Source organism: Streptomyces sp. NPDC051913 (assembly GCF_044593635.1).
GTDB lineage: Bacteria > Actinomycetota > Actinomycetes > Streptomycetales > Streptomycetaceae > Streptomyces.
In genome coordinates this window covers 71,470-94,815 of record NZ_JBIUCI010000022.1, presented here as the reverse complement: position 1 = coordinate 94,815, position 23,346 = coordinate 71,470, and the positions used below count along the sequence as shown (strand labels likewise).

At 72.8% G+C, this 23,346-nt stretch carries 25 protein-coding genes; 12 read left to right on the top strand and 13 right to left on the bottom strand.

What is annotated here, in order from left to right:
- The first annotated feature begins 185 nt into the window (after positions 1-185).
- Positions 186-734: a VanZ family protein gene (locus ACIHIX_RS41535; RefSeq protein WP_399965742.1), complete on the top strand. Its 549-nt coding sequence runs from the start codon at positions 186-188 to the stop codon at positions 732-734.
- 3 nt (positions 735-737) lie between these two features.
- Here the strand turns inward: ACIHIX_RS41535 and ACIHIX_RS41530 are convergent, their stop codons facing one another.
- Positions 738-1,511: a sulfite exporter TauE/SafE family protein gene (locus ACIHIX_RS41530; RefSeq protein WP_399965741.1), complete on the bottom strand. Its 774-nt coding sequence runs from the start codon at positions 1,509-1,511 to the stop codon at positions 738-740.
- Between the two features lie 165 nt (positions 1,512-1,676).
- Between ACIHIX_RS41530 and ACIHIX_RS41525 the strand changes: the two genes are divergently transcribed.
- Complete coding sequence (locus ACIHIX_RS41525) at positions 1,677-2,912, top strand: ricin-type beta-trefoil lectin domain protein (RefSeq protein WP_399965740.1); 1,236 nt, start codon at positions 1,677-1,679, stop codon at positions 2,910-2,912.
- 196 nt (positions 2,913-3,108) lie between these two features.
- Here the strand turns inward: ACIHIX_RS41525 and ACIHIX_RS41520 are convergent, their stop codons facing one another.
- On the bottom strand, positions 3,109-3,345 hold the full coding sequence (locus tag ACIHIX_RS41520) for a hypothetical protein (RefSeq protein ID WP_399965739.1): 237 nt from the start codon (positions 3,343-3,345) through the stop codon (positions 3,109-3,111).
- Between the two features lie 141 nt (positions 3,346-3,486).
- Here ACIHIX_RS41520 and ACIHIX_RS41515 point away from each other — a divergent pair, with 141 nt between their 5' ends.
- The 3 genes from ACIHIX_RS41515 to ACIHIX_RS41505 all read left to right on the top strand — a co-directional run bounded on the left by ACIHIX_RS41515 (position 3,487) and on the right by ACIHIX_RS41505 (position 6,495).
- Positions 3,487-4,527, top strand: coding sequence for a PHP domain-containing protein (locus ACIHIX_RS41515; protein WP_399965738.1), 1,041 nt, complete (start codon positions 3,487-3,489; stop codon positions 4,525-4,527).
- 40 nt (positions 4,528-4,567) lie between these two features.
- On the top strand, positions 4,568-5,242 hold the full coding sequence (locus ACIHIX_RS41510) for an HAD family hydrolase (RefSeq protein WP_399965737.1): 675 nt from the start codon (positions 4,568-4,570) through the stop codon (positions 5,240-5,242).
- Between the two features lie 296 nt (positions 5,243-5,538).
- A complete protein-coding gene (locus tag ACIHIX_RS41505) occupies positions 5,539-6,495 on the top strand; it encodes an SDR family NAD(P)-dependent oxidoreductase (protein ID WP_399965736.1) in 957 nt (318 codons plus the stop codon).
- Between the two features lie 12 nt (positions 6,496-6,507).
- Here ACIHIX_RS41505 and ACIHIX_RS41500 read toward each other — a convergent pair whose 3' ends face one another.
- Complete coding sequence (locus ACIHIX_RS41500) at positions 6,508-8,130, bottom strand: helix-turn-helix domain-containing protein (protein ID WP_399965735.1); 1,623 nt, start codon at positions 8,128-8,130, stop codon at positions 6,508-6,510.
- The gene (locus tag ACIHIX_RS41495) at positions 8,127-8,408 is read right to left on the bottom strand and encodes a helix-turn-helix domain-containing protein (RefSeq protein WP_399965734.1); all 282 of its coding nucleotides are present in this window, start codon (positions 8,406-8,408) and stop codon (positions 8,127-8,129) included. Before ACIHIX_RS41495 ends, ACIHIX_RS41500 begins: the two co-directional genes overlap by 4 nt.
- Positions 8,409-8,567: 159 nt before the next feature.
- Here ACIHIX_RS41495 and ACIHIX_RS41490 point away from each other — a divergent pair, with 159 nt between their 5' ends.
- Positions 8,568-9,596: an SDR family oxidoreductase gene (locus ACIHIX_RS41490; protein WP_399965733.1), complete on the top strand. Its 1,029-nt coding sequence runs from the start codon at positions 8,568-8,570 to the stop codon at positions 9,594-9,596.
- A 28-nt stretch (positions 9,597-9,624) separates the two neighbouring features.
- Here ACIHIX_RS41490 and ACIHIX_RS41485 read toward each other — a convergent pair whose 3' ends face one another.
- Positions 9,625-9,858: a hypothetical protein gene (locus tag ACIHIX_RS41485; protein WP_399965732.1), complete on the bottom strand. Its 234-nt coding sequence runs from the start codon at positions 9,856-9,858 to the stop codon at positions 9,625-9,627.
- Positions 9,859-9,941: 83 nt separating this feature from the next.
- Positions 9,942-11,231: an ROK family protein gene (locus ACIHIX_RS41480; RefSeq protein ID WP_399965731.1), complete on the bottom strand. Its 1,290-nt coding sequence runs from the start codon at positions 11,229-11,231 to the stop codon at positions 9,942-9,944.
- 251 nt (positions 11,232-11,482) lie between these two features.
- Here ACIHIX_RS41480 and ACIHIX_RS41475 point away from each other — a divergent pair, with 251 nt between their 5' ends.
- Positions 11,483-11,977, top strand: coding sequence for an FBP domain-containing protein (locus ACIHIX_RS41475; protein WP_399965730.1), 495 nt, complete (start codon positions 11,483-11,485; stop codon positions 11,975-11,977).
- Between the two features lies 1 nt (position 11,978).
- On the opposite strand, the gene ACIHIX_RS41470 is transcribed toward ACIHIX_RS41475, so the two are convergent.
- Positions 11,979-12,980 carry a zinc-binding alcohol dehydrogenase family protein gene (locus tag ACIHIX_RS41470; protein WP_399965729.1) on the bottom strand — a complete coding sequence of 334 codons (1,002 nt, stop codon included), beginning with the start codon at positions 12,978-12,980 and terminating at the stop codon, positions 11,979-11,981.
- A gap of 107 nt (positions 12,981-13,087) precedes the next feature.
- Here ACIHIX_RS41470 and ACIHIX_RS41465 point away from each other — a divergent pair, with 107 nt between their 5' ends.
- Positions 13,088-13,669: a CGNR zinc finger domain-containing protein gene (locus tag ACIHIX_RS41465; protein WP_399965728.1), complete on the top strand. Its 582-nt coding sequence runs from the start codon at positions 13,088-13,090 to the stop codon at positions 13,667-13,669.
- Positions 13,670-13,679: 10 nt separating this feature from the next.
- Here the strand turns inward: ACIHIX_RS41465 and ACIHIX_RS41460 are convergent, their stop codons facing one another.
- A complete protein-coding gene (locus ACIHIX_RS41460; RefSeq protein ID WP_399965727.1) occupies positions 13,680-14,267 on the bottom strand; it encodes a TIGR03086 family metal-binding protein in 588 nt (195 codons plus the stop codon).
- A gap of 114 nt (positions 14,268-14,381) precedes the next feature.
- Between ACIHIX_RS41460 and ACIHIX_RS41455 the strand changes: the two genes are divergently transcribed.
- Positions 14,382-15,611: an FUSC family protein gene (locus tag ACIHIX_RS41455; protein WP_399965726.1), complete on the top strand. Its 1,230-nt coding sequence runs from the start codon at positions 14,382-14,384 to the stop codon at positions 15,609-15,611.
- 165 nt (positions 15,612-15,776) lie between these two features.
- Entirely contained in the window at positions 15,777-16,994 is a 1,218-nt protein-coding gene (locus ACIHIX_RS41450) for a lactonase family protein (protein ID WP_399965725.1), read from the top strand.
- Here the strand turns inward: ACIHIX_RS41450 and ACIHIX_RS41445 are convergent.
- Entirely contained in the window at positions 16,962-17,699 is a 738-nt protein-coding gene (locus ACIHIX_RS41445) for a DUF2470 domain-containing protein (RefSeq protein WP_399965724.1), read from the bottom strand. The genes ACIHIX_RS41450 and ACIHIX_RS41445 overlap by 33 nt on opposite strands.
- 85 nt (positions 17,700-17,784) lie before the next feature.
- Complete coding sequence (locus tag ACIHIX_RS41440; protein WP_329342360.1) at positions 17,785-18,393, bottom strand: TetR/AcrR family transcriptional regulator; 609 nt, start codon at positions 18,391-18,393, stop codon at positions 17,785-17,787.
- 129 nt (positions 18,394-18,522) lie between these two features.
- Between ACIHIX_RS41440 and ACIHIX_RS41435 the strand changes: the two genes are divergently transcribed.
- Entirely contained in the window at positions 18,523-20,115 is a 1,593-nt protein-coding gene (locus ACIHIX_RS41435) for a cytochrome P450 (RefSeq protein ID WP_399965723.1), read from the top strand.
- Between the two features lie 364 nt (positions 20,116-20,479).
- Here the strand turns inward: ACIHIX_RS41435 and ACIHIX_RS41430 are convergent, their stop codons facing one another.
- Positions 20,480-21,307: a pentapeptide repeat-containing protein gene (locus ACIHIX_RS41430; RefSeq protein WP_399965722.1), complete on the bottom strand. Its 828-nt coding sequence runs from the start codon at positions 21,305-21,307 to the stop codon at positions 20,480-20,482.
- A gap of 140 nt (positions 21,308-21,447) precedes the next feature.
- Here ACIHIX_RS41430 and ACIHIX_RS41425 point away from each other — a divergent pair, with 140 nt between their 5' ends.
- A complete protein-coding gene (locus ACIHIX_RS41425) occupies positions 21,448-21,648 on the top strand; it encodes a DUF5999 family protein (RefSeq protein ID WP_399965721.1) in 201 nt (66 codons plus the stop codon).
- Position 21,649: 1 nt separating this feature from the next.
- Here the strand turns inward: ACIHIX_RS41425 and sigJ are convergent, their stop codons facing one another.
- On the bottom strand, positions 21,650-22,543 hold the full coding sequence (sigJ, locus tag ACIHIX_RS41420; protein ID WP_399965720.1) for an RNA polymerase sigma factor SigJ: 894 nt from the start codon (positions 22,541-22,543) through the stop codon (positions 21,650-21,652).
- A gap of 20 nt (positions 22,544-22,563) precedes the next feature.
- Entirely contained in the window at positions 22,564-23,307 is a 744-nt protein-coding gene (locus ACIHIX_RS41415; protein WP_399965719.1) for a PIG-L deacetylase family protein, read from the bottom strand.
- Positions 23,308-23,346 lie beyond the last annotated feature (39 nt).

Genomic DNA, 23,346 nt, shown 5'->3' with positions numbered 1-23,346 from the left:
TCGCGCCATCCAAACACCGTCCCGGGGGCGGGTGGTGGCGGCGCGCGCGGGTCTCAGCCCGGAGTGCCCCGCCCGTACGAAGGGAAACCGCGGGCGCCCGCAACCAGGTCCGGCGGCGCCGCATTGTCGACGGGTTCGCGGGTAATCGCCTTACGACGCAGGGAAGTTGAAGACTGGAGGACCGCATGGCCCGTGCAGCCCTACGTTCGCGATCCCCGTTCCGCCTGCGCACCACCAGGCCCGACAAGGCCGGGCCGGAGCCGCCCGCGCCCGCTCCGAAGCAGCGGCGCAGTCCGCTCGCCGCACTCCGCCGCGCGGTGGGGATGGTCGCCGCGTTCGCCTTCATGGTGGCGTTCGCCGTGGTGCTGGCCCGGCTGACGCTGGAGCCGTCGCCCGCGTCGGAGGCGCTGACGCACACCAACCTCCACCCGGGCCGCTCCCTGCGGGCCTATCTGGACCAGCCCGAACTGCGGGACGCCGTCAAGCAGATCGGCGGCAATGTGCTGCTGGGCGTGCCCTTCGGTGTCCTGGTCCCGGTGCTGGCGCCGCGGACCCGCGGGGTGCTGCGGGTGCTGCTGCTGACGGCGGTGGTGATGCTGCTGGTGGAATTCGCGCAGGGCGCGCTGATCACAGGGCGGGCGTTCGACATCGACGACGTGATCCTCAACACCTCGGGGGCGCTGATCGGTTATCTGCTGCTGGGACGGCGGTTGAGCCGGGCGGTGCACCGCTGAGGGTCAGTGCGTCGACAGCTGGACGATGGCCACGGTGCCGACGATCACGATGAGCGCGCGCAGGGCCGCGGCGGGCAGTCTTCGGCCTGCCGCGGCCCCGAGCTGTCCGCCGACGGCGGAGCCGGCCGCGAGCAGGCCGACGGCCGTCCAGTCGAAGTCGCCGGCGACGAGGAAGAAGAGCGCGGCGACGGTGTTCACTACGGCGACGAGAACGTTCTTGACGGCGTTGAGGCGTTGCAGGTCGTCGTCGAGGCGCAGCCCCATCAGGGAGACGTAGACGATTCCCTGGGCGGCCGAGAAGTAGCCGCCGTAGACACTCGCCAGGGCGAGTCCGACGAGCAGCGGCGGGCCGCCGTCGGCCCGGACCGGGGTCCGGCCGGTGCGGGCGCGGCGTGCGCGGAGCCATCGGCCGGTCAGGGGCTGGAGGGCGACCAGCGCGAGGGCGAGGCCCACCAGGACGGGGACGATCGTCTCGAACGCGGCGGCCGGCAGGACCAGCAGCAGCGTGGCCCCCGTCAGCCCGCCCAGCACGGCGCCGACGCTCCACTTGAGGATGCGGCGGCGCTGTCCCGCGAGTTCCCTGCGGTAGCCGATGGCCGCGCTGATCGAGCCGGGGACCAGACCGAGCGCGTTGGAGACGGTGGCGGTCACGGGCGGGAGCCCGGTCGCGAGCAGCACGGGGAAGCTGATCAGCGTCCCGGACCCGACGGCGGCGTTGACCGCGCCGGCGCCCACGCCCGCGGCGAGGACGGCGAATATCTCTCCGAGGCCTTCCATGAGGTGATCTTAGGAACCGAAGGCTTCGGCACCGGCCGAAGTGTCCCCGGCGCCGGGCACCACACCGGTCAACTCCTGGTCCGTACCAAGGTATTGACGGACGCTTATCTCACTTCTTAAATCAAGAGGCGACGCCTTCACCTCCCACCCCAGGAAGGGAGAGCCGTGACAGCCCCACGCCTGCTCCGGAAGTGCCTGTTCGCCGCCCTGTCCGCCGCGCTCGTGGCCACCGCCGCGACGGGTTCCGCACAAGCGCGGTCGGAGCAGCCGACCGCGGCCGCCGCGGCCGTGGCCTTCTCCGACACCTTCGACGGCCCCGCCGGCTCCTCCGTCGACACCTCGAAGTGGCAGATCGAGACCGGCGACAACGTCAACAACCACGAACGGCAGTACTACACGGCGGGCAACCGCAACGCGGCCCTGGACGGCCAGGGCCATCTGGTCATCACGGCCCGCCGCGAGAACCCCGCGAATTACCAGTGCTGGTACGGCACCTGCCAGTACACCTCGGCCCGGCTGAACACCTCGGGGAAGTTCACCGCGCAGTACGGGCACGTCGAGGCGCGGATGAAGATCCCGCGCGGGCAGGGCATGTGGCCGGCGTTCTGGATGCTCGGCACCCCGGTGAACTGGCCGGACTCGGGCGAGATCGACGTCATGGAGAACGTCGGCTTCGAACCCTCCACCGTGCACGGCACGATCCACGGCCCCGGCTACTCCGGCTCGGGCGGCATCGGCGCGGGCTACTCCCTCCCCGGCGGCCAGGCCTTCGCGGACGCCTTCCACACCTTCGCCGTCGACTGGGCGCCCGACTCGATCACCTGGTCCGTGGACGGCACCGTCTACCAGCGGCGCACCCCGGCCGACCTGGGCGGCCGCACCTGGGTGTTCAACAAGCCGTTCTTCCTGATCCTGAACCTCGCGGTAGGCGGCTACTGGCCGGGTGACCCCGACGGCTCCACGGCCTTCCCGCAGCAGCTGGTCGTGGACCACGTCTCGGTGACGACCGGCGACACCGCCACGGGCGGCGCGATCAGGGGACTCGCCGGCAAGTGCGTCGACGTCGCCGGCGCGAACCCGGCGAACGGCACGCCCGTACAGCTCTACGACTGCAACGGCACCGCCGCGCAGCAGTGGACCGTCGGCGCGGACGGCACCCTCCGCGCGCTCGGCAAGTGCCTGGACGTGACGGGCGGCGGCACCGCGGACGGGACCGCCGCACAGCTCTACGACTGCAACGGCACCGCCGCACAGCGGTGGACCGTCACCGCCGCGCACGACATCGTCAACCCGCAGGCCGACAAGTGCCTGGACGTGACCGGCAACAACTCGGCCAACGGCACCCGGCTCCAGATCTGGACCTGCACCGGCGGCGCCAACCAGAAATGGACGGTCGGCTGACCGTCCGGGCTAGGCCGTGTCTTTCGGATCATCCCGGGGCCGCGGGGCTTGGCACGCCCATCTGCCGCGTTGTCGTCGGTCGCCGACGCTCCGCGTCGACTCCCTCCTCCGCCTTGCAGCTGCACGCACCAAGCCCCGCTCACCGGCACCGGTTCAGCACCGTCGCTCCGAGCCGGGCTGATCCGAAAGACACGACCTAGTGCCGGGTCCAGGTGAACTTGTCGCCGCCCACCCAGCGGACCACGTCCGGGTCGTCCAGGTCGTGGACCGTGATGCCGAACGCGGCGGCGGCCTCCAGGACGTCGGTGACGGTCTTCGCCTCACCGACCACTTCTCCGTCGATCTCCACGATGCGGAACGGCGGCGTCCCGGGCTGCACCCCGAGCACCATGATCCGCGGATGGGAGATGTACGGGCTCGCGACTTCGGTCATGCAATAGAGCGTAGAACGCATTCCGGATCGGCGAACCGTACGAGAACCGTACGAGTTGTCCGGGATGTACCCGGCGGGCTCGCCGTGCGCTCTCCTCCGGGCCGGGGAACCCTGGAAGGGACCCCGGCCCAGGAGGTGGCGATGGAGCCCGTGGCGGCGCTGGACCGGATCGCCTTCCTGCTGGAGCGGTCCCTCGCGCCCACGTACCGAGTGCGCGCCTTCCGTACGGCCGCCCGGGTGCTGGCCGGACTGCCGGAGACGGAGCTGCGCGAGCGGGCCGCCGCCGGGACGCTGGAGGCGCTGAAGGGCGTCGGCCCGAAGACCGCGCAGGTGGCGGTCGAAGCGCTGGCGGGGCGGGTGCCCGGATATCTGGAGAAGCTGGAGGGCGAGGCGGCGGAGCGGCCCGCCGTGGGCGGCGGCGAGGGCCTGCGGGACCTGCTGCGCGGCGACTGCCATCTGCACTCGGACTGGTCGGACGGGGGCAGTCCGATCGAGGAGATGGGCCGGACCGCGGCGGAGCTGGGGCACGAGTGGGCCGTGCTCACCGACCACTCCCCGCGCCTCACCGTGGCCCGCGGCCTCTCCCCCGAACGGCTGCGCGAACAGCTGGACGTGGTGGCGGAGCTGAACACGACCTGGGCGCCGTTCCGGCTGCTCACCGGCATCGAGTGCGACATCCTCGACGACGGCTCGCTCGACCAGGAGGAGGAACTCCTGGAGCGGCTCGACGTCGTGGTCGTCTCCGTGCACTCCAAGCTGCGCATGGACGCCCGCTCCATGACCCGCCGCATGGTGGCCGCCGTACGCAATCCGCACGCGGACGTCCTCGGGCACTGCACCGGGCGGCTGGTCACCGGGCGGGGGCGGCCCGAGTCGGAGTTCGACGCGGACGAGGTCTTCGCCGCGTGCGCGGAGTCGGGCACGGCCGTGGAGATCAACAGCCGGCCCGAACGGCTCGACCCGCCCCGGCGGCTGCTGCGCCGGGCCGTGGCGGCCGGCACGTTCTTCTCGATCGACACCGACGCGCACGCGCCCGGCCAGCTCGACTGGCAGATCCTCGGCTGCGCCCGGGCCGAGGAGTGCGAGGTGCCCGCCGAGCGGGTGATCACCACCTGGACCCTGGACGAACTGCTGGCCTGGACCCGGGACCGCAGCACGCCGTCCCGAGTGATCGGCTCCTGAGGTGGTACCCGGGCGAGAGGAACGACGGAAGGACGGGCGTATGGAACGGGCGGCCGTGTTCGATGTCGACGGCACCCTCGTCGACACCAACCATCTGCATGTGACCACCTGGTGGGAGGCGTTCCGCCAGGCGGGCCACCACGTGCCCATGCACGCCGTCCACCGGGCGGTGGGGCTCGGCTCCGACGACCTCGTCGCGCATCTGCTCGGCGAGGACCGGGACAAGGACCAGGACGAACAGCTCAGCGCCGCGCACAAGGCCCTCTACGGGCAGTACTTCGACCGCCTGCCCCCGCTGCGGGACGCGGGGCGACTGCTGCGGCGCCTGGACCACGAGGGCTGGACGGTGGTGCTCGCGACCTCGGCCGGCGGAGCGGAACTGTCCGCGCTGCGGCGCGCGATCGGCGCGGACGACGCGATCAGGGCGACGGCGAGCGCCGACGACGTCTCCGAGGGCAAGCCCGCCCCGGAGCCCGTGGAGCACGCGCTGGAACTGGCGGGCGTCCCGGCCGAGCGGGCGGTGTTCGTGGGCGACACGGTGTGGGACATGAAAGCGGGCAGCCGGGCCGGGGTGCGCTGCGTGGCCGTGCTGTGCGGCGGCATCCCGCGCGCCGATCTCGTCGAGGCCGGCGCCGAGGCGGTCTACGACGATCCCGCCGCCCTGCTCGCCGCGCTCACGGACAGCCCGTTCGCGGGACTTCCGTCCGGCCGGTGACGCACCTCACGCCATAACGCGACAGGCCGGGGAACACCCCAGGGTGGTTGCCCGTTGAACCACACGTGGGTACGGACGGGACAGTGTCCCCGGGCCTCACCTTTTGCCCACAGGGACGATCGTTCGGCTGAAGCCCTGTGGAGCCTTTCGCCGAGAGGCGACCGCCGTCCGTGCCCACCACTGGACCGCCCCGACCGTGATTCCCCCGTCCGGTCGGGGCTTTCTTCTGCCCCCGATCCACGCACGGGCCGCCCGCGCTTGACTTCGAGCGCACTCCAATCCGTAGCGTTCCGAACATGAGCACTGCACAGCACAAGATCGGTTCGGGATACGACACCCAGAGCACGGCGGACGACGTCCTCGCCGGCATCGACCTGTCCGGGAAGCTCGCCGTCGTCACCGGCGGCTACTCGGGACTCGGCCTGGAGACGACCCGTGCGCTCACCAAGGCGGGCGCCCGGGTGGTCGTCCCGGCCCGCCGCCCCGACGCCGCCCGTGAGGCGCTGGCGGGCATCGACGGCGTCGAGGTGGACCCGCTCGACCTCGGCGACCTGGAGAGCGTGCGCGCCTTCGCGGAGCGCTTCCTCGCCTCGGGCCGCTCGATCGACCTCATGATCGACAACGCCGGGATCATGGCCTGCCCCGAGACCCGGGTCGGCCCGGGCTGGGAAGCCCAGTTCGCCACCAACCACCTCGGTCACTTCGCCCTGGTCAACCGGCTGTGGCCGGCGATCGCCCCCGGCGCCCGCGTGGTCTCCGTGTCCTCGCGCGCCCACCACTTCTCCGGGATGCGCTGGGACGACGTCCACTGGGCACACGGGTACGACAAGTGGGAGGCGTACGGGCAGGCGAAGACCGCGAACGTCCTGTTCGCCGTCCACCTCGACCGGCTCGGCGCCGAGCGCGGCGTCCGCGCCTTCTCCCTTCACCCGGGCGGCATCCACACCCCGCTCCAGCGCCACATCCCCAAGGAGGAGATGATCGAGCGCGGCTGGATCGACGAGGACGGCACCCTTCTCAACCCGGGCTCCTTCAAGACCCCGGAGCAGGGCGCGGCCACCCAGGTGTGGGCGGCGACCTCGCCGCAACTGGACGGTATGGGCGGCGTCTACCTGGAGGACTGCGACATCGCCGAACCCGCCGTCGACGGCGACGTGAGCGGCGGCGTCAAGTCCTGGGCGACCGACCCCGAGCAGGCGGCCCGCCTGTGGGAGCTGTCGGCGGAACTGACCGGCGTGAACGCCTTCGCCTAGCCGGCTCAGGCCCTAGTCCTCCTCCCCCGCTGCCGCGGGGTCGGGTTCCTCGCCGACGGTGTACGTGTCCTTGACCTTCACCTCGGAGACCCCGCGGCCCTCCGGGAAGACCCGGCGCCAGTCGCCGATCACATGGAGTTCGTCGGTGCCCATGGCGCGGACGACCGTCAGGCCCTCCTCATGGGCCTTGAGCGCCTTCATCCAGAGGTTGGCGAAGGCCTGCGAGCGGATGAGGTGCATCCAGTCGGGGCGGTACAGCTCCCGGTTGTAGTTCGACTCCCCCATCGTGGAGACGAACTTGGAGTACATCGCCTTCACGTACTCCAGCGTCACGTCGTCGTCCTCGACGATCGCCCGGTCCCGGGCCTCCTTCAGCGCGACCCGGAACTTCTCCAGCAGGCCCTCGGTCGCGCCCGAGGTGAACGACTCATGGATCTCCGGGGGGTCGCACAGCCCGTACTTCGGACCCGACAGCCGCAGCAGCAGGCGCAGCGTCGGTTCGGTGACCCAGAGCGGGCCGGGCTCGTCGCGGTTGCCGATCGGATTGGGGAGCCGGTCCTCGTGGTCCCAGGCGGGCGGGGTGATCAGATGGACGCCGGCCCGGCGGCGGTCGTGGTCGAAGCCGGTGGAATGCTCCAGCTGGCCGATTGGCAGATGCGTCTTGAGGGCCGACAGGTACGCGCCGTTGATGTCGAGCGCGGTCACCTCGTGCGCGCCGGGCGGGAGTTCGGTGCGGGCCCACTTGGGGCGCGCCTCCCAGATCCGGTCGGCGCCGCGGGCGGTCTGCTTGCGCAGGACGTCCGGGATCCAGGGGTGCGCGACGACGTCGTACCGGCCGCCCTTGCGGGTCTCGTCCAGCAGGGCCATGGCGTCCGGGATGGCCTTCTTGACCAGCGCGGCGGTGGCGGCCTCCAGATCGCCGCTGTGCTTCTCGAGCGCGGCGGCCACCGCGGCGCCGATCAGGTCGGGGCTCTGGTCCGCGGTCTGCATACGGCGGCCGACGGGGACGACCCGTACGGGCTTGGCGGCCCGGTCACGCGAGGCGGGGGCCTGCTCACGGCGCCCGGCGCGCGGGGCCCCGGCAGCCGCCGGCGCCGTCCGGTCAGCCGGCCCGGGCTCGGCGGGCGCGGCCGGGGCGGCCACCGGCTCCGGTGGTTCGGGTGCCGCCGTACCGCAGTCGGCGGGGTCCAGGTGCTGAGGGAAGCCCGCGACCTGGTGACGGGCGGGCCCACCGCACAGGACGCAGGGCTCGGGGGCCGGCAGTGCCTCGACGTCGTCGGCCTCGCCCGTGTCGCCGCTCCCCTCCCGGGGCGCGTCGGCCTCGTCGGCACCGTCGCGCGGTTCTACGGCGTCGGCGGCGTCCGGCACCCCCTGGGCCGTCTCCGCCGTCCGCGCCGCCAGCTTCGTCCGGGCGCCCTCCAGGAAGTAGGCGTACTTCTCGCGTACGGGCCCGCTCGGGTCCCGTCCCGCCTCCCAGCCGCCGACGGTGGAGGGGCTCACGCCGAGGGCCTGGGCCACCTGGGCGCGGGACAGGTTGAGCTCCTCGCGCAGGTTGCGCCGCACGTCGACCGGGGGCAGCGGTACCTCCTGGCGGGCCTCGGCCAGCAGGGCGTCGATCGCGTCGAAGTCCGTCATCGGGTCACCGCCGTCGGGCCACCGGAGCGGCGGCGCCGCACGGGCAGGGTCTCGCAGGCCCGGGTCGGTCCGGCGAGGAGGTCGAGGACGTCGATGCCGAAGTGCGCGGCCAGCGCGTCGCAGTCGGCCAGGCTCCAGGCGGCGCTGCCGGACTGACGGCGGCTCACCTGCGCCTGGCTCACGCCGAGCGCGAGGGCGACCTCCGCCTGTGACTCACCCGTCGCGTGCATCAACGCCGCCACCGACGACCTCACTCGTTCTCCCAAGGACAGTGCCACCCCGCCACCCTACCGGGCCTCATGCGCCTGCCGTATGAGACATGCTGCCCACGCAAGGGCGCGTCGGGCACCGCGGCCCGGGTACTCGGGTGCTCCCGCGCAGCACCGGCCCGACAGGAGCGGTGCTCCCCCGCGGCGCGGGTCCGAGAGGAGCCGAACGTGAGCAGCACAACGGGCAGCAGGATCGTCGTCACGGGCGCCACCGGCAACGTCGGTACCAGTGTGGTGCGGCGCCTGTCGGAGGATCCGGAGGTCGGCTCCGTGGTGGGGCTGGCCCGTCGGGCTCCGCAGTGGTCGCCGCCGAAGACGGACTGGGTCACGGTCGACCTGTCCGCCGAGGAGACGGATCCGGCGGCCGAGTTCGCCGGCGCGTCCGCCGTGGTGCATCTGGCCTGGGCGTTCCAGCCGACGCACGATCCGGTGGCGACCTGGCGTACCAACGTCCTCGGCTCCCTGCGGGTGTTCGAGGCGGTGGCCGCGGCCAAGGTGCCGGCACTGGTGCACGCCTCGTCGGTCGGGGCGTACTCGCCGGGTCCCAAGGACGAGGCCGTGGACGAGTCATGGCCGACCCACGGCTGGCCGGACGCCGCGTACTGCCGGGAGAAGGCCTATCTGGAGCGGGCCCTCGACACTTTCGAGCGCGACCATCCGGAGGTGCGGGTGGTGCGGATGCGGCCGGCGTTCCTGTTCAAGCGGGAGTCGGCGAGCGAGCAGCGCCGCATCTTCGGCGGCCGTTTCCTGCCCGGGCCGCTGGTCCGTCCGGAGCTGCTGCCGTTCCTGCCGGACATTCCGGGACTGCGGGTGCAGGCGCTGCACACGGACGACGCGGCCGAGGCCTACCGGCTCGCGGTGCACTCGGCGGCGCGGGGCGCCTTCAACCTCGCCGCCGAGCCGCCGGTGGACGCCGCGCTGCTGGGCGAGCTGCTCGGCGCCCGCCCGGTCCGGCTGCCGCGTACCGCGGCCCGCTCGGCGATCGCCGCCGCCTGGGGCCTGCATCTGCTGCCCGCCTCGCCGCATCTCTTCGACGCGGTCCTGCGCCTGCCCCTGATGGACTGCGCCCGCGCCCGGACCGAGCTGCGCTGGCGTCCGGAGCACACGGCGAACGAGGTGCTGGAGGAGTTCCTCGACGGACTCCAGCAGGGAGCCGGGGCGAGCACGGAACCGATGCGGGGGCGGAAGGCGGGCTGAGCCCCGCTCCGCCCCCTTACGGCCTGTGTCAGTCGGCCGGCTCCTGCGGTTCCGGATGCTCCGGGTGGACGTTGGCGGAGCGCGGTGCGCCCTGACGGCCCGTGCCAGCCTCGTCCGTGTCGGGGACGTCGGCGCCGGCCTCGTCCTCCTCGGACAGCTCGGGAGCCGCGTCCCAGCGGTCCTCCCCCTGCCCGGCCTGCTGGTCCGGCAGGTCCCTCGGAACGGGCTCGCCGTCCGGGCCCGTGCGGTGCTTGTCGGCCACGGCGTCCTCCCTTCACGTCGTACGGGAGACACGCGAGTACCTCCGCCGGTCACCGGCGAAACCCGACGACCGGTCCCCGGGGCTCAGTGCGGGGCCCGCTCCTCCAGCGCGGTGCGCCAGGCCGGGTGGGGTCCCTCGGGGGCGGGCTCGGGGCGGCGGCCGCCACGGGCGAAGAAGTCGGCGAGCGGCAGGATCGCCGCGCCGACCGTGACCGCGTCGGGGCCCAGCCTGCCGAGGTCGATGGTGACCTTCTCGGCCGGGTGGCGCAGGGCGTACGAGACGGCATGGCGGCGTACGGCGGGCAGGAACCGGGTGCCCAGCTGGAGCCCGGCCCAGCCGCCGATGAGGATGCGCTCGGGCTGGAAGAGGTTGATCAGGTCGGAGAGCCCGGCGCCCAGGTACTCGGCGGTCTCCTCCAGCACGGCCAGCGCCACCGGGTCGGCCGTGCCGCCGTCGGCCGGGTAGGCGGCGGCCAGCATCGCGGTCAGGGCGGTCTCCTCGTCGGTGCCCTCGGGCGGCCGCCCGCCCTCCTCGCGCCAGCGGTCGAGCAGTGACTCGGCGCCCGCGTACGCCTCCAGACAGCCGAGCGCACCGCACCGGCAGCGGCGGCCCCGCACCCGTACCGTCAGATGCCCCCACTCGACCGCCCGGCCGTTCTCCACCTCGGGTGTGACGAGGCAGGCGCCGACGCCGGAGCCGAAGAGGACGACGACCGCGTTGTGCGCGCCGCGTCCGCCGCCGAACCACATCTCGGCCTGGCCGAGGGTCTTGGCCCCGTTGTCGATGAAGTACCGGACGGTGTCGGGGAGCCGGGAGGTCGAGCGGAGCAGGGCTTCCAGCGGGACGGCGTCCCAGCCGATGGTCTGGCCGTGCACCACCGCGCCCCGCTCCGCGGTGCGCTCGACGATGCCGGGGACGCCGATGCCGACGCCGAGGAGTTGTTCGGGGGCGATGCGCGCGTCGGCGAGGACCTCGGCGACGCCGTCGCGGATGTGACCGACGATGTCCTCGACGGCATAGCGCTGCTCGGTCAACGGCCTTTCGGCGCGGGCGAGTTCGGTGAGGGTCAGGTCGAACAGCTCGACCCGGACCCGGGTCTCGCCGACGTCGACGCCGATCATGTGGCCGCTGCCGGGCGACACCCGCAGCAGGGTGCGGGGACGGCCGCCGTCGGAGTCGACACTGCCCGCCTCCTCCAGCAGGCCGTCGGCGACCAGGTCGGCGACCACGTTGCTGACGGAGCCGGAGCTGAGGCCGGTCGCCGGGCCGAGTTCGAAGCGGCTGAGGGGTCCGTCGAAGTAGAGCCGTTGCAGCACGGCCGTCCGGTTGGCCCGCCTCAGATCGCGTACCGTGCGCCCGTTCCGCCCCGCCATGTGGCTCCCCTCCGAACCCTGTCCGACCTGCAACATACCGCTCCGGGGGCACCGAGGGCGACTTTCCCCACCCTCTTAATTCACGATGTGAACTCGACATAACGCCCGTCCGCGATCAGGCCGCCGGCCCGGCCCTCCCCTAAATCACTGGCTCCCCCTCGACGCGGTCGACTACCCTGACAGAACCTAGAGGTACTAGGTTATTCACTCTCGCTTTTTGTCATAAGCAAGACTCCCAAGGAGGCTCTCCCATGAGATCACTGACCGAGCACGACATCCGCGACTCCTTCGTGAACTGCTCGAAGGGCGAGGCCAAACGGGCCGCCGTCCCGCACGATCTCGACGAACGCCCCTGGGACGACCTGGACTTCTTCGGCTGGCGAGATCCGGGGGCACCCGACCGGACGTATCTGATCGCCGAACGGGAGGGGCGGCTCGTCGGCCTGTCGATGCGCCTCGCGTCCGCGCACCGCGGCTTCCTGCACCGCAGCATGTGTTCGCTGTGCCTGACGACCCATCCCGGCGGCGGCGTCTCACTGATGACCGCCCGCAAGGCCGGTGTCGCGGGGCGCGAGGGCAATTCGGTCGGGCTGTACATCTGCACCGACCTGGCCTGTTCCCTCTATGTCCGCGGGAAGAAGCAGCTCAACAGCATGCTGCGGATCGAGGAGAGTCTCACCGTGGAGCAGCAGATCGCCCGCACCACGGGCAATCTGTCCGCCTTCCTCGACAAGCTGGACGCCTGAGTCAGTCGACGTCCCCCACGGCGAGCACGATCTTGCCGCGGTTCGTCCGGTTCTCCAGCCGCTCGTGCGCGGCCCGCGCCTGCGCGAGCGGCAGCACCGTCTCGACCGGCACCCGGTACGCGCCCGCGGCCACCCGGTCGGCGAGTTCACGCAGGTCGGCGCGGGGGTCGTAGCCCTGCAACTGCAGGTTGGTGAGCTGGAAGCCGTGGATCGTCACGTTCTTCGGATAGAAGTCGCGGGTGTCGATCGTGCTGGGTTCCAGGGCGACGTTGGCGAGCGCGACGACCCGGCCGCCCGGCCCCGCCTCGCGCAGGCTCCGCCCGAAGGCCGCGCCGCCGACGGTGTCGAGGACGACCTCGGCACCGCGTCCGCCGGTCAGCCGCAGCACCTCATCGACCTCGGCGTCACCGGGGTGCGCGGAGGTGTCGACGACGGCGTCGGCCCCGAACTCCCCCGCCCAGGCGGCCTTCTCGGCCGATCCGGCGAGCGCGATCACGCGTGCCCCCGTCTCGGCGGCGATCTGCACGGCGGCCGTGCCGACCCCGCTCGCGGCGGCCTTCACCACCACGGTGTCGTCCTTGCCGACCCGGGCGAGGTGCCGTACGCAGTACCAGGCGGAGAGCCACGCGATGGGCAGGGTAGCCGCCTCGGTCAGGGCCACGCCGTCGGGCAGCGCGACCACCTGGGTGGCCGGCACCACGGCCGACTCGGCGTAGAAGCCGGGCGACTTCCCCCCGTCCAGGGCGATGACCCGCTGCCCGACCGCGAGGTCCGCCACGCCCTCGCCCACCCCGGCGATCACGCCGGACGCCTCGGCGCCCGGGATCAGCGGGGGCCGTCCGGCGCGGTGGTAGACACCGGCCCTGACGAGGGCGTCGACCCGGTTCACCCCGGCCGCGGCGACCCGGACGAGCACCTCCCCCGGGCCCGGCACCGGATCCGGCACCTCGACCTCGACCAGCACCTCGGGCCCACCGAACGCGTCGATCCGTACCGCGCGCATACCCCACCCACTCTCCGTCGCGACTGACACCGTTTGAACTGGTGTCACCATGCGACACCGGTTCAAGGGGTGTCAAGGTCGGTCCGACTGCGGGTAGGCTCGACCTCGTGACCGCGACCAGCACCGACCCCGATCTCGCCTTCCCCTTCATCGGGGGCAGGCCGTGTCTGAACTTCGTCGCCACGCTCGGCAAACGCCACGCCACGCCCAAGGAGCGACTGCCGGACACCGACGCGCTGGCCCGCTGGCTGAGCCGGGCGGAACTGGCCGTGGGCGGGGAACCGGTCCGGGTCACGGCCCGGGACCTCGCGGACGCCCGGCTGCTGCGCGAGGCCCTGCACCGCTTCGTGCGGGCCGCGATGGCCGGGCGGGCCCCGGAGGCGGCCGACGTGGAACTGATCAACGCCACGGCCGCACGCCCCGATCTGGCACCCCAGTGGGGCGCGGTGCGCTGGACGGCGCGGCATCCCGCGCGGGCGGCCCTGGCCACCCTCGCGCGGGACGCCGTACTGCTGGCGGGCGGGCCGCTGATGGCGCGGGTCAAGGAGTGCGAGAGCCCGGAGTGCTCCCTGCTGTTCCTCGACGACTCCCAGGCCCGGCGCCGCCGTTGGTGCTCGATGGAGCGGTGCGGCAACCTCGCGAAGATCGCCGGTTACCGGTCCAGGAGCCGGGCCGCCGGCACCGCGTGACCGCGTGGGGTCAGGGCTTCCAGTGCGGGTCGCGTCCGAGGAAGGCGAGCAGTGCCTCCGCCCGACCCGCCCCCTCGGGCAGCGGACGCGCGGGGGCGAACACCTGGTAGGCGTCGCGGAGATGGTCCACCAGGTGCTCCGCGACCGGCCAGATCCCCTCGGCGAGCTCCTCCGTCAGCGGTAGCTCCCGTCCGGTCGCGACCGCGATGTCCCAGGCGTGGACCGCCGCGTCCATCGCGGCCGCCGCCGCGGCGAGCGACAGGGGCAGCGGGCCCAGCGGTGTGGGCACCGCCTCGGCGCCGGCGGGCAGCCCCGCGTAGGCCTCCGCCACCGCGCGCAGCGCCTCGTCGAGCTCCGCCGACGGGTCCCCGGCGAGGGCGTCCTCCGGATGGAAGGGGTCGGAGTCCGGCCGCCCGCCGGTGATCGCGAGGCCGTACCCCTGCTGGTCGATCCGCGCGTGGTTGAGGACCTGCCGCACCGTCCACTCGCTGCACGGCGTCGCCGCTCCCCAGGCCCCCGCGGGGACCGCCGCGACCACCTCGCGCAGATAGTCGTGCGCACCTGTGAGAACCTCGAACTCCCGGGTGTTCGCGATCACTGTTCCCCCTTCTTGCCGCCGACCTGCTGTTGCCAACAATCTAGGCATCCTTGCGGACAGCTACGGTCCGCAAGGAGTACGACGACGCACATGTGAAAGTGGGACAGCCTGAGGATGCGAGATGTACGTGAGCGGATGGCGCCCCTCGTACGCTCCCTGAAGCGCCGCAGGGACCCTGCGGTCGTCCATGCGCTGCGGTCCGCGGCCGCGGCGACGATCGCCTACGTCATCGCGCTGCGGATGAGTCCCGAGGCGGCCCCCCTCACCGCACCCCTGACCGCGCTGCTGGTCGTCCAGGTCACCCTCTACGCCACGCTGACCAACGGCATCCGCCGGGTCAACGCCGTGGTGGCCGGAGTGCTGGTCGCCATCGCCTTCAGCCTGCTGGTCGGGCTGACCTGGTGGAGTCTCGCCCTGCTGATCCTGGCCTCGCTGGCGGTGGGGCATCTGGTGAAGGTCGACGAGTACGTCCCCGAGGTGGCGATCAGCGCGATGCTGGTTCTCGGGGTGACGACCGTCGGGGACACCGCGTGGGCGCGGGTGCTGGAGACGCTGATCGGGGCGGTCGTGGGGCTGGGCTTCAACCTGCTGTTCGCACCGCCCGTGTGGGTGGACGAGGCGGGCGAGTCCATCGAGGGACTGGCCCGCCGGGTACGACAGTTGATGCTGCGCATGGGCGAGGAGGCCGCGGGCCGCACCCCCGTCGAGCACGCGAGGGAGCGGCTGCACGAGGCGCGGCGCCTGGACCACGACATCGTCGAGGTGGACGCCGCCCTGCGGCAGGCCGAGGACAGTCTGCGGCTCAACCCGCGCGTGCGCGAAGGCCTGCTGCACCGGGTGGTGCTGCGCACCGGCCTGGACACGCTGGAGATCTGCACGGTCGTCCTGCGGGTGCTCGCGCGCACGCTCGCGGACCTCGCCAAGGAACGCGATCCCGAACGACTGTTCGCCTCGGAGACGGGTGCCGCGGTCGAACGACTGCTGTCCGAGATCGCGGACGCGGTGGTCAGCTTCGCCGTCCTGGTCACCGCGCACGTCAGCCAGAGCGCCGAGTCGGCCGAGGAACGGCTCGCCTCCGAGCTCCGGCAGGCCGCGGCCACCCGCGACAAGCTCGCTCAACTGCTCCTGGAGGAGGTGCAGCACGACGCCCGGCAGTGGCAGCTGCACGGCGCGGTGCTGACGGAGGTCAACCGCATCCTCGACGAGCTGGACACCGAGCACCGCTCGCGCCGGCTGTTCGAGGAACTGGACCGCATCTCCGGCGAACAGCGCGGGCGCCTGCCCCGGCTCACCAGGTTCCAGGAACGCGTACGAAGGAACCGCCCCGCCCGACGCTCCAGGTGACGTGGGCCACCACGGCTCCAAGGGGATGCCGAGGATCCCGCACCGGCAAAGCCGCTGGTGGCCGCCAGGCCGGCCGGCGACCGGTAGGGGCGCGTGTTGCACGCGTGGCGCGGTCCGGGTCATGGTGGCTGGCGACCGGGCGACCGACCGACCTGAGGTGCGTGCATGGGCAGGGGTGACTGGAGCAGGCGTCGGTTCGTCGGCGCGCTCGCGGGAGCGGGGGCGGTGGCGGTGGCGGCGCTGTCCTCGTGCGACGAGGCCGCTCCCGAGGCGTCTCCTTCACCTCGGGCACCCCAGGCCGCTGCCCCGGAGAGCACCGCCGCCGCGTCCCCCTCGCCCACACCCGCGCCCTCCGGCCCACGCCCGCTCGCTCTCGGCACCTACACCTCCGCCGAGGACGGCGGCACCGGCATCGGCTTCGCCACGTACGACACCGGGACGGGCCGGGTGACCGCCGGCCGCACGCTCACCGGGGTGGGCGACCCCTCGTATCTCGCCCTGCACCCCGACGGCCGCACGCTGTACACGGTGAACGAGCGCGAGCAGGGTGCCGTGACCGCGGTACGGCTCGCCGACCGCGAAGTGCTCGGCAGCCGGAGCACCGGCGGCGGCGCCCCCTGCCATCTGTCGGTGCATCCGCGCGGGCGCTGGCTGCTGAGCGCCAACTACGGCGCCGGCAGTGTGGCCGTGCATCCACTGGACGCCTCGGGGGCGATCGGGGAGCGTGCCGACCTCGTCACGCACTCCGCGCCGAAGCCGGGGCCGGGGCAGGAGGGCCCGCATGCCCATCAGTTCGTCACGAGCCCGGACGGCGGCCATCTCCTCGCCGTCGACCTGGGCACGGACACGGTGTACACGTACCGCCTCGACGAGCGGACCGGGAAGCTCACCGAGGTCGCGCAGGCCCAGACCCGGCCGGGGGCCGGGCCGCGGCATCTCACGTTCCATCCCGGCGGGCGGTACGCCTATCTGGCCAACGAGGTCGACAACACCGTCGCCGTCTGCGCCTACGATCCCGGCACCGGGCGCCTGGCCATCGGCGAGGCGCAGTCCACGGGTACCGGCTCGGGCACCAGCTATCCGGCGCAGCTCGTGGTGACGCCGGACGGGGCGTACGCCTACCTCGCCAACCGGGGCCACAACAGCCTCACGCGCTACGCGGTGGAGGCGGACGGCGCCCGGCTCAGGCTCCTGGACACCGTGCCGGTCGCCGGTGACTTCCCGCGGCAGATCGCCCTCTCGCCGGACGGGACGCTGCTGTTCGCGGCGAACCAGCGGTCGGGCACGGTGAGCGTGTTCCGGGTGGACGCCGACAGCGGTCGGCTGCGGCTCGCGGGCAGGCCGTTCGCGTCACCCGTCGCCGTCTGTGCGCTGCCGCTGTAGCGCGCGGGGGCAGGATGCCGAGGCGGCCTGGCCGAGCAGGACGTGCATGCGCTCGGTGAGCTGCGCGACGTCGTCGGCGGGCCGGTGGAAGGCCAGGCGTACGTCGCCGTGCGCACGGACGCGTTCGATGCGCAGGGTCAGCCCGTGCCGGTCGACCGCGACGGGCTGGACCTTCACCGCGCCGTGCAGGCTGTCGGGTTCGACGAGCCGGGTGAGCCGCTCGACCGCGTCGGCGTGGCAGTCGGCGAGGTGCGTCAGCAGCCGGGCCTCGGCGCCGGCCAGCGGGTCGGGCGCGGCGGCGGCGAACTCGTCGAGGTCCACGACCACGGCACCGGACTGCTGCCGCAGCACGATCCGCGTGGCCGTGAACGCCAGCCGGTCGTCCTCGGGGGCGAACCAGCCGGCGAGCCACATACGGGCCCGGATACGGTTGCGCACGGGAACGGGCGAGACGTCGGCGAACTCCAGCACGGCGGACGGCTCTCCGCGCGGTGCGCAGATCGCCGCCGCGAGCAGGGCGCTGTCGTCGGGCACGTCGAGGAGCACCCGGCCGTCCTCGGTGACCGTGTGCGCGCCGACGAGCTCCTCGCGACCGCCGTCCGCGGTCACCGCGCACGACCACGCGGCGGCGAGCACCGAGCGCGCCCGTTCCGCCGCGGAAGGCGCGGCCGTCCAGCTCGGGCTGTCATCCGTCCCAGCACCCATCCCAGAACCTCCTTAGGTAAGCCTTGCCTAACCTATCGGAGTTCGGGACGCACGCCAACCAGCACCCTCGATCCTTTGCGGAAGTTCAGACGCCGAGGACTCCCAGCAGCGCACGGGCGCACAGGTCACGCACCTGCTCCCGGGACAGTTCCGAGCCTCTCAGCCACTCCAGACAAACGGCCGTGATGAAGGCCAGCCAGCCGCGCACGGCGAGGGTGGTCTCGGGCCGCGCCTCGAAACCGGCGCCGAACTCGGGATCCGCCGCCAGCGCCGCCAGAATCTGCCGCTCCTGCGCGGCCAGGGCCTGCTGATAGACCTTGCGTACGGTCTGGTCCCCGGCCGCGTCGGCACGATGGAAGGCACGAAAGCCGTGCGCATGGGCCTCGACGTACTCCAGGAACGTGTCGAGCCCCGCGGCCAGTTGCTCGCGCACCGGGATGCCGGGAACCGCCGCGGTCATCCGCAGCATCCGCGCGCTCTCGCGCTCGACGACCGCCGCGAAGAAGTCCCGCTTGGTCGGGAAGTAGTGGTAGAGCAGCCCGCGCGAGACGCCCGCGATCTCGGCGACCCGCTCGATCCACACGTCGTCGTACGGGCTCTCCGAGAACAGCCGCGCGCCGACGGCGAGGAGCTGCTCCCGGCGCTCCTCGGTGCTGAGCCGGCGACGGGTGCGCTCCCCCTGGTTGGCGGCCATGCCCGCACCTTATCCCGACCACGGTTCCTTTACTTGACGCCGGTTCAACAAGGGGACCAGACTTGTGCGCGTTATTGAACCCACGTACAACACGCCCCAACCCGCCCCCGTATCGAGGGAGATCGCGTCATGGCGGAGTCGAGCAACCGGACCGCGCTGCCCAAGGGGTTCCGCAGTGCCGAACAGGGCTGGCCCGAGCTGCACCGGATCCCGCATCCGCCCCGACGGCTCCCGCTGCTCGGCGATGTGCTCGGGGCGAACCGGCGCACCCCGCTCCAGGACTCCCTGCGCTACGCCCGGCAGCTGGGGCCGATCTACCGGCGCAAGGCCTTCGACCGGGAGTTCGTGTTCGTGTGGGGCGCCCGGCTCGCGGCCGACCTCGCGGACGAGACGCGGTTCGCGAAGCATGTGGGGCTCGGGGTGGCCAACCTGCGGCCGGTCGCCGGGGACGGGCTGTTCACGGCGTACAACCACGAGCCGAACTGGCAGCTGGCGCACGACGTGCTCGCCCCGGGCTTCAGCCGGGAGGCGATGGAGGGCTACCACCCGATGATGCTGGCCGTGGCGGCGCAGCTCACGGACCACTGGGACGCCGAGCTCGCGGCGGGCCGCACGGTGGACGTGCCCGGCGACATGACCAAGCTGACGCTGGAGACGATCGCGCGGACCGGTTTCGGCCATGACTTCGGCTCCTTCCAGCGCTCCCGTCCGCATCCCTTCATCACCGCGATGGTGGGCACGCTCACCTACGCCCAGCGGCTCAACTCCGTGCCGTGGCCCGCGTTGCTGCGCCAGGCCGCGCGCCAGAACGACGCCGACATCTCCTATCTGAACCGCACGGTCGACGACCTGGTGCGGGAGCGCCGGACGGCAGGCGGCGGCGACGGGGATCTCCTGGACCGGATGCTGGAGACCGCCCACCCGCAGACCGGTGAGCGGCTGTCCTCCGAGAACGTCCGACGTCAGGTGATCACCTTCCTGGTCGCCGGGCACGAGACCACCTCGGGAGCGCTCTCCTTCGCCCTGCACTACCTCTCCCGCCATCCGGAGGCCGCGGCCCGCGCCCGCGCGGAGGTCGACCGGGTGTGGGGCGACACGGAGACGCCCGGCTACGACCAGGTGGCCAAGCTGCGCCATGTACGCCGGGTCCTGGACGAGTCGCTGCGTCTGTGGCCGACCGCGCCCGCGTTCGCCCGGGAGGCCGTCGAGGACACGGTGCTGGCCGGGGAGCATCCGATGCGGCGAGGCGCGTGGACGCTCGTCCTCACCCCGATGCTCCACCGCGACCCCGAGGTCTGGGGCGCGGACGCCGAACGCTTCGACCCGGACCGCTTCGACCCGAAGGCCGTACGCAACCGCGCCCCGCACACCTTCAAGCCCTTCGGCACGGGGGCGCGGGCCTGCATCGGCCGACAGTTCGCCCTGCACGAGGCCACGCTGGTGCTCGGGCTGCTGCTCCGCCGCTACGAGCTGCGCGCCGACCCCACCTACCGCCTGCGCGTGACCGAGCGGCTCACGCTGATGCCGGAGGGATTGCGGCTGGGGCTGGAGCGGCGACGGGTGCGGGTGCCGCAGGGCGTGACGGAGGCAGAGGACGTGGCGGCGGCGGAGGCGTCAGGGGCGCGGCTACCGGCGGCGGAGCCGCGGTGTCCGGTGCCCGGTGTCGCGGGCGAGGCACCGGGCGCGGAGGTGCGGTGCCCGGTGAGCGGGGCGGGTGATTGATCCGGGGGCGGTACTGCCGATCCGGCGGTGCGGGCTGAACCGGGCGCACGGGAGAAGCTGAACCGGGGCGTGCCGTGCGGGTAGCCGGCGGATCGCGGGGGCGGGCGACGTGTGCTGTCTGTCGCACGGCGCCGGCCCTGAGGGCCGGGGGCCTCGCAGCCATCGCGGGCGCAAGGTCCCTCAGCGCGCCCCAGCCCGCCGCAGGAACGGCCGCGGCTGCTGTGTCGCCGCGCCCGCGGATCGTGCGGGATCCGACAGACCGCGAGTCTGGCGGCCACCGGCCCTGTCACCGGCCGCGCTTCGGCCCGCAGTCCTCCGGGCCTCCGCGCCGACAAGGGCGTGTCGTCTCGGTGCGCGGCGGTTGTCAGGCCTGTGTCCAGTGCCCCGGTCGTGTGACCGACCCCGGCAGCCGGGTGCCCTCGCTGCCTCGCGCCGCGTTGAGCTGCGGCTGGGTGAGGAAGAAGGCGTCGGTGAGGTCGGCGTCCGTGAGGTCCGTGTCGCGCAGGTCGGCGCCGATCAGGTCCGCGCCGCGCAGGTCGGCGCCGGTGAGGTCGGCGGCGATGAGGTAGGCGCCGCGGAGGTTCGCGCCGCGCAGGTCGGCGTTCCTGAGGCGGGCGCCCATCAGGTCCGCGCCCCGGCGGTCCTTCTTCTTGCCGCGGGTACCGGCCCGGACCAGGTCGCTGGTTCGCAGCAGGACCGCGTTGACCTTCTGGCGGTGTGCGGCGACGTCCAGCTCGGTGAGTTCCTCCGGGGTGCCGCGGGTGAGTCCCTCCGTCTCCTCCAGCAGACGGCGCGCCTCGGCGTGCACCGGGGCGGCGGCCGGAAGGGCGAGCGCCTCGGTGAGGTACCAGAGCAGCTCGTGCAGCTGGCGCACGACCGGGAAGACGTCGACCATACGGCGCGCGTGGTCACGCCCGGCGCCGCGCCAGTCCTCGCCGCCGAACGTGACCTGCGAGACCTTCTGCCCGGCGCCGAAACAGTCGTAGACCGTGCACCCGGTGTAGCCCTCCTGCCGCAGCCGTGCGTGGATGCCGCACCGGTGGTCGCCCTGGAGGTTGGGGCAGGGTTCGCCGGCCGGCTTGTCGCGGGCGAAGTCCGCCGACGCCGCGAAGGGCAGGGCGACACAGCACAGCCCGAAGCATCGGGCGCAGTCGCCGCGCAGGTCGGAGGGGAGGGCTGTCTGATCTTGCATGTGGCCAGGATACGGAACGGAAACTCACCGATGAGTTTCCGGCGTTGTGGGGGTCCCCTCATCCAACGGAAAACAAGTTCGGCTACCACAGAGACATGAGCCGACCCAGGCAGGAGCCCACCGCAACGAGGAGAGACGTCATGTGCAGCCACCAGCCCGCGTGCCCCGCCGCCGAGCGCCCCGACCACCACACCGCGGTGATCGTCTCGGCCCACCCCGAACAGGGCTGGAGCCTGCTGTGCAACGGCACCATCGTCTTCGACGACACCGGTGAACTCCTCCCGGACGGGCGGGCGGTGAGCCCGCACCGCCCGGTCGGCGCGGTGCTGGTGGCCGTCTGACTCAGCCCTGCGCACCCGGCATGCCGAGGCGGGCGAGCCGCTCGGGGTCGGCCAGGATCTGCATCTCGGTGATCCGGCCGTCCACGACGGTGACGCCCATGACCGAGAGCAGCCGCCCCTCGGACACGTTGACCATCCCGATCGCGCCGTTGACCAGCACGAGCTCCGCGAACTGCGAGAACTGGCGGAAGAGCAGGGCCTGTTCGGCCACCGGCTTCGCACCGCGTACCAGCTTGGACGCCGCCGCACCGCCGACCAGCGCACCGGAGTCGGCGCGCAGCACGACATCGGGGTCCAGGACCGCGAGCAGGGCCTCGAAGTCCCCGCCGCGGGCGGCGCTCAGGAAGGCGTCGACGACCTGCCGCTGCCGGCCGAGGTCGGGCTCGGCCGACGGGGTGGCGCCCTTGACCCGGCGCCGGGCGCGGCTGGCCAGCTGCCGGGTGGCGGCCGGACTCTTCTCCACGATCGCGGCGATGTCGTCGAAGGGCACGGCGAACATGTCGTGCAGCACGAACGCGAGCCGTTCGGCGGGCTCCAGGGTCTCCAGGACCACGAGGAGGGCGAGGCCGACGGAGTCCGCCTGGAGCACCTCCTGCTCGGGGTCGATCCGCGAGAGCGGGGTGATCACCGGGTCCGGTACATAGGTGTCGTCCAGTGGGTCCTCGCGGCGCGTGGTGCGGGAGCGCAGCATGTCGAGGCAGACCCGGCCGACGACCGTGGTGAGCCAGCCGCCGAGGTTGCGGATGTCGTCGGTGTCGGTGCGGCCCAGCTTCAGCCAGGCCTCCTGGACGGCGTCCTCGGCCTCGGCGAGCGAGCCGAGCATGCGGTAGGCGACCGCCTTGAGATGCTCCCGGTGCTCCTCGAAGCGGTCCGCCAGGACGTCGGTGTCCGTCATGTTCTCCCCCGTTGTCCTCGTCATCTGCTGAAAACCTGGAAGGCCACGGCGGGTGTCCCGCCGAAGCGCTCCGCGGTTCGCTCCGCCACTCCGGTGAGGAATCCCCGGACGTAGGTCTCCGGGTCCTCGTCCGTCAACGCCTCGATGTACGCCCGGTGTTCGAGCAGCGAGCGCACCGCGCGCTCCAGGCCGGACGTCGCGTCCACGGCGTGGGTGGGCGAGGACGATCCGGCCACGGCCACCCAGCGCACGCCGTTCCAGGGCTCCAGGCCCTGTTCCACCAGCTCCGGGAAGATCCATCGGTTGCCCGCGTCCCCGGCCGCGTCCAGCGTGGCCCGGCCCACCGCGACATGGTCCGGGGTGTTCCAGGCAACGCCGCCCCAGGTGTCCTCGTGGTTGAGGGTGATGACCAGTTCCGGCTTGTGCCGGCGGATCGCAGCGGCGATGTCGCGGCGCAGCGCGGTGCCGTACTCGATCACCCCGTCCCGGTGGTCCAGGAACTCCACGGCCGACACCCCGACGACGGCGGCGCTGGCCCGCTGCTCCTGCTCGCGCAGCGGGGCGCACTTGGCCGGCTCCAGGGTGTCGATGCCGGCCTCGCCGCGGCTCGCCAGGACGTAGGCGACCTCGCGGCCCGCGTCGGTCCAGGCGGCGACGGCCGCGGAGCAGCCGTACTCGAGGTCGTCCGGGTGGGCCACGACCGCGAGTGCGCGCCGCCAGTCCTCTGGCATGGGCTGGAGTTGACTGATCGTCGGCTCTGTCATGGGTGCAGACTAATCCGCGCCGCCGACATCGCCACCGGG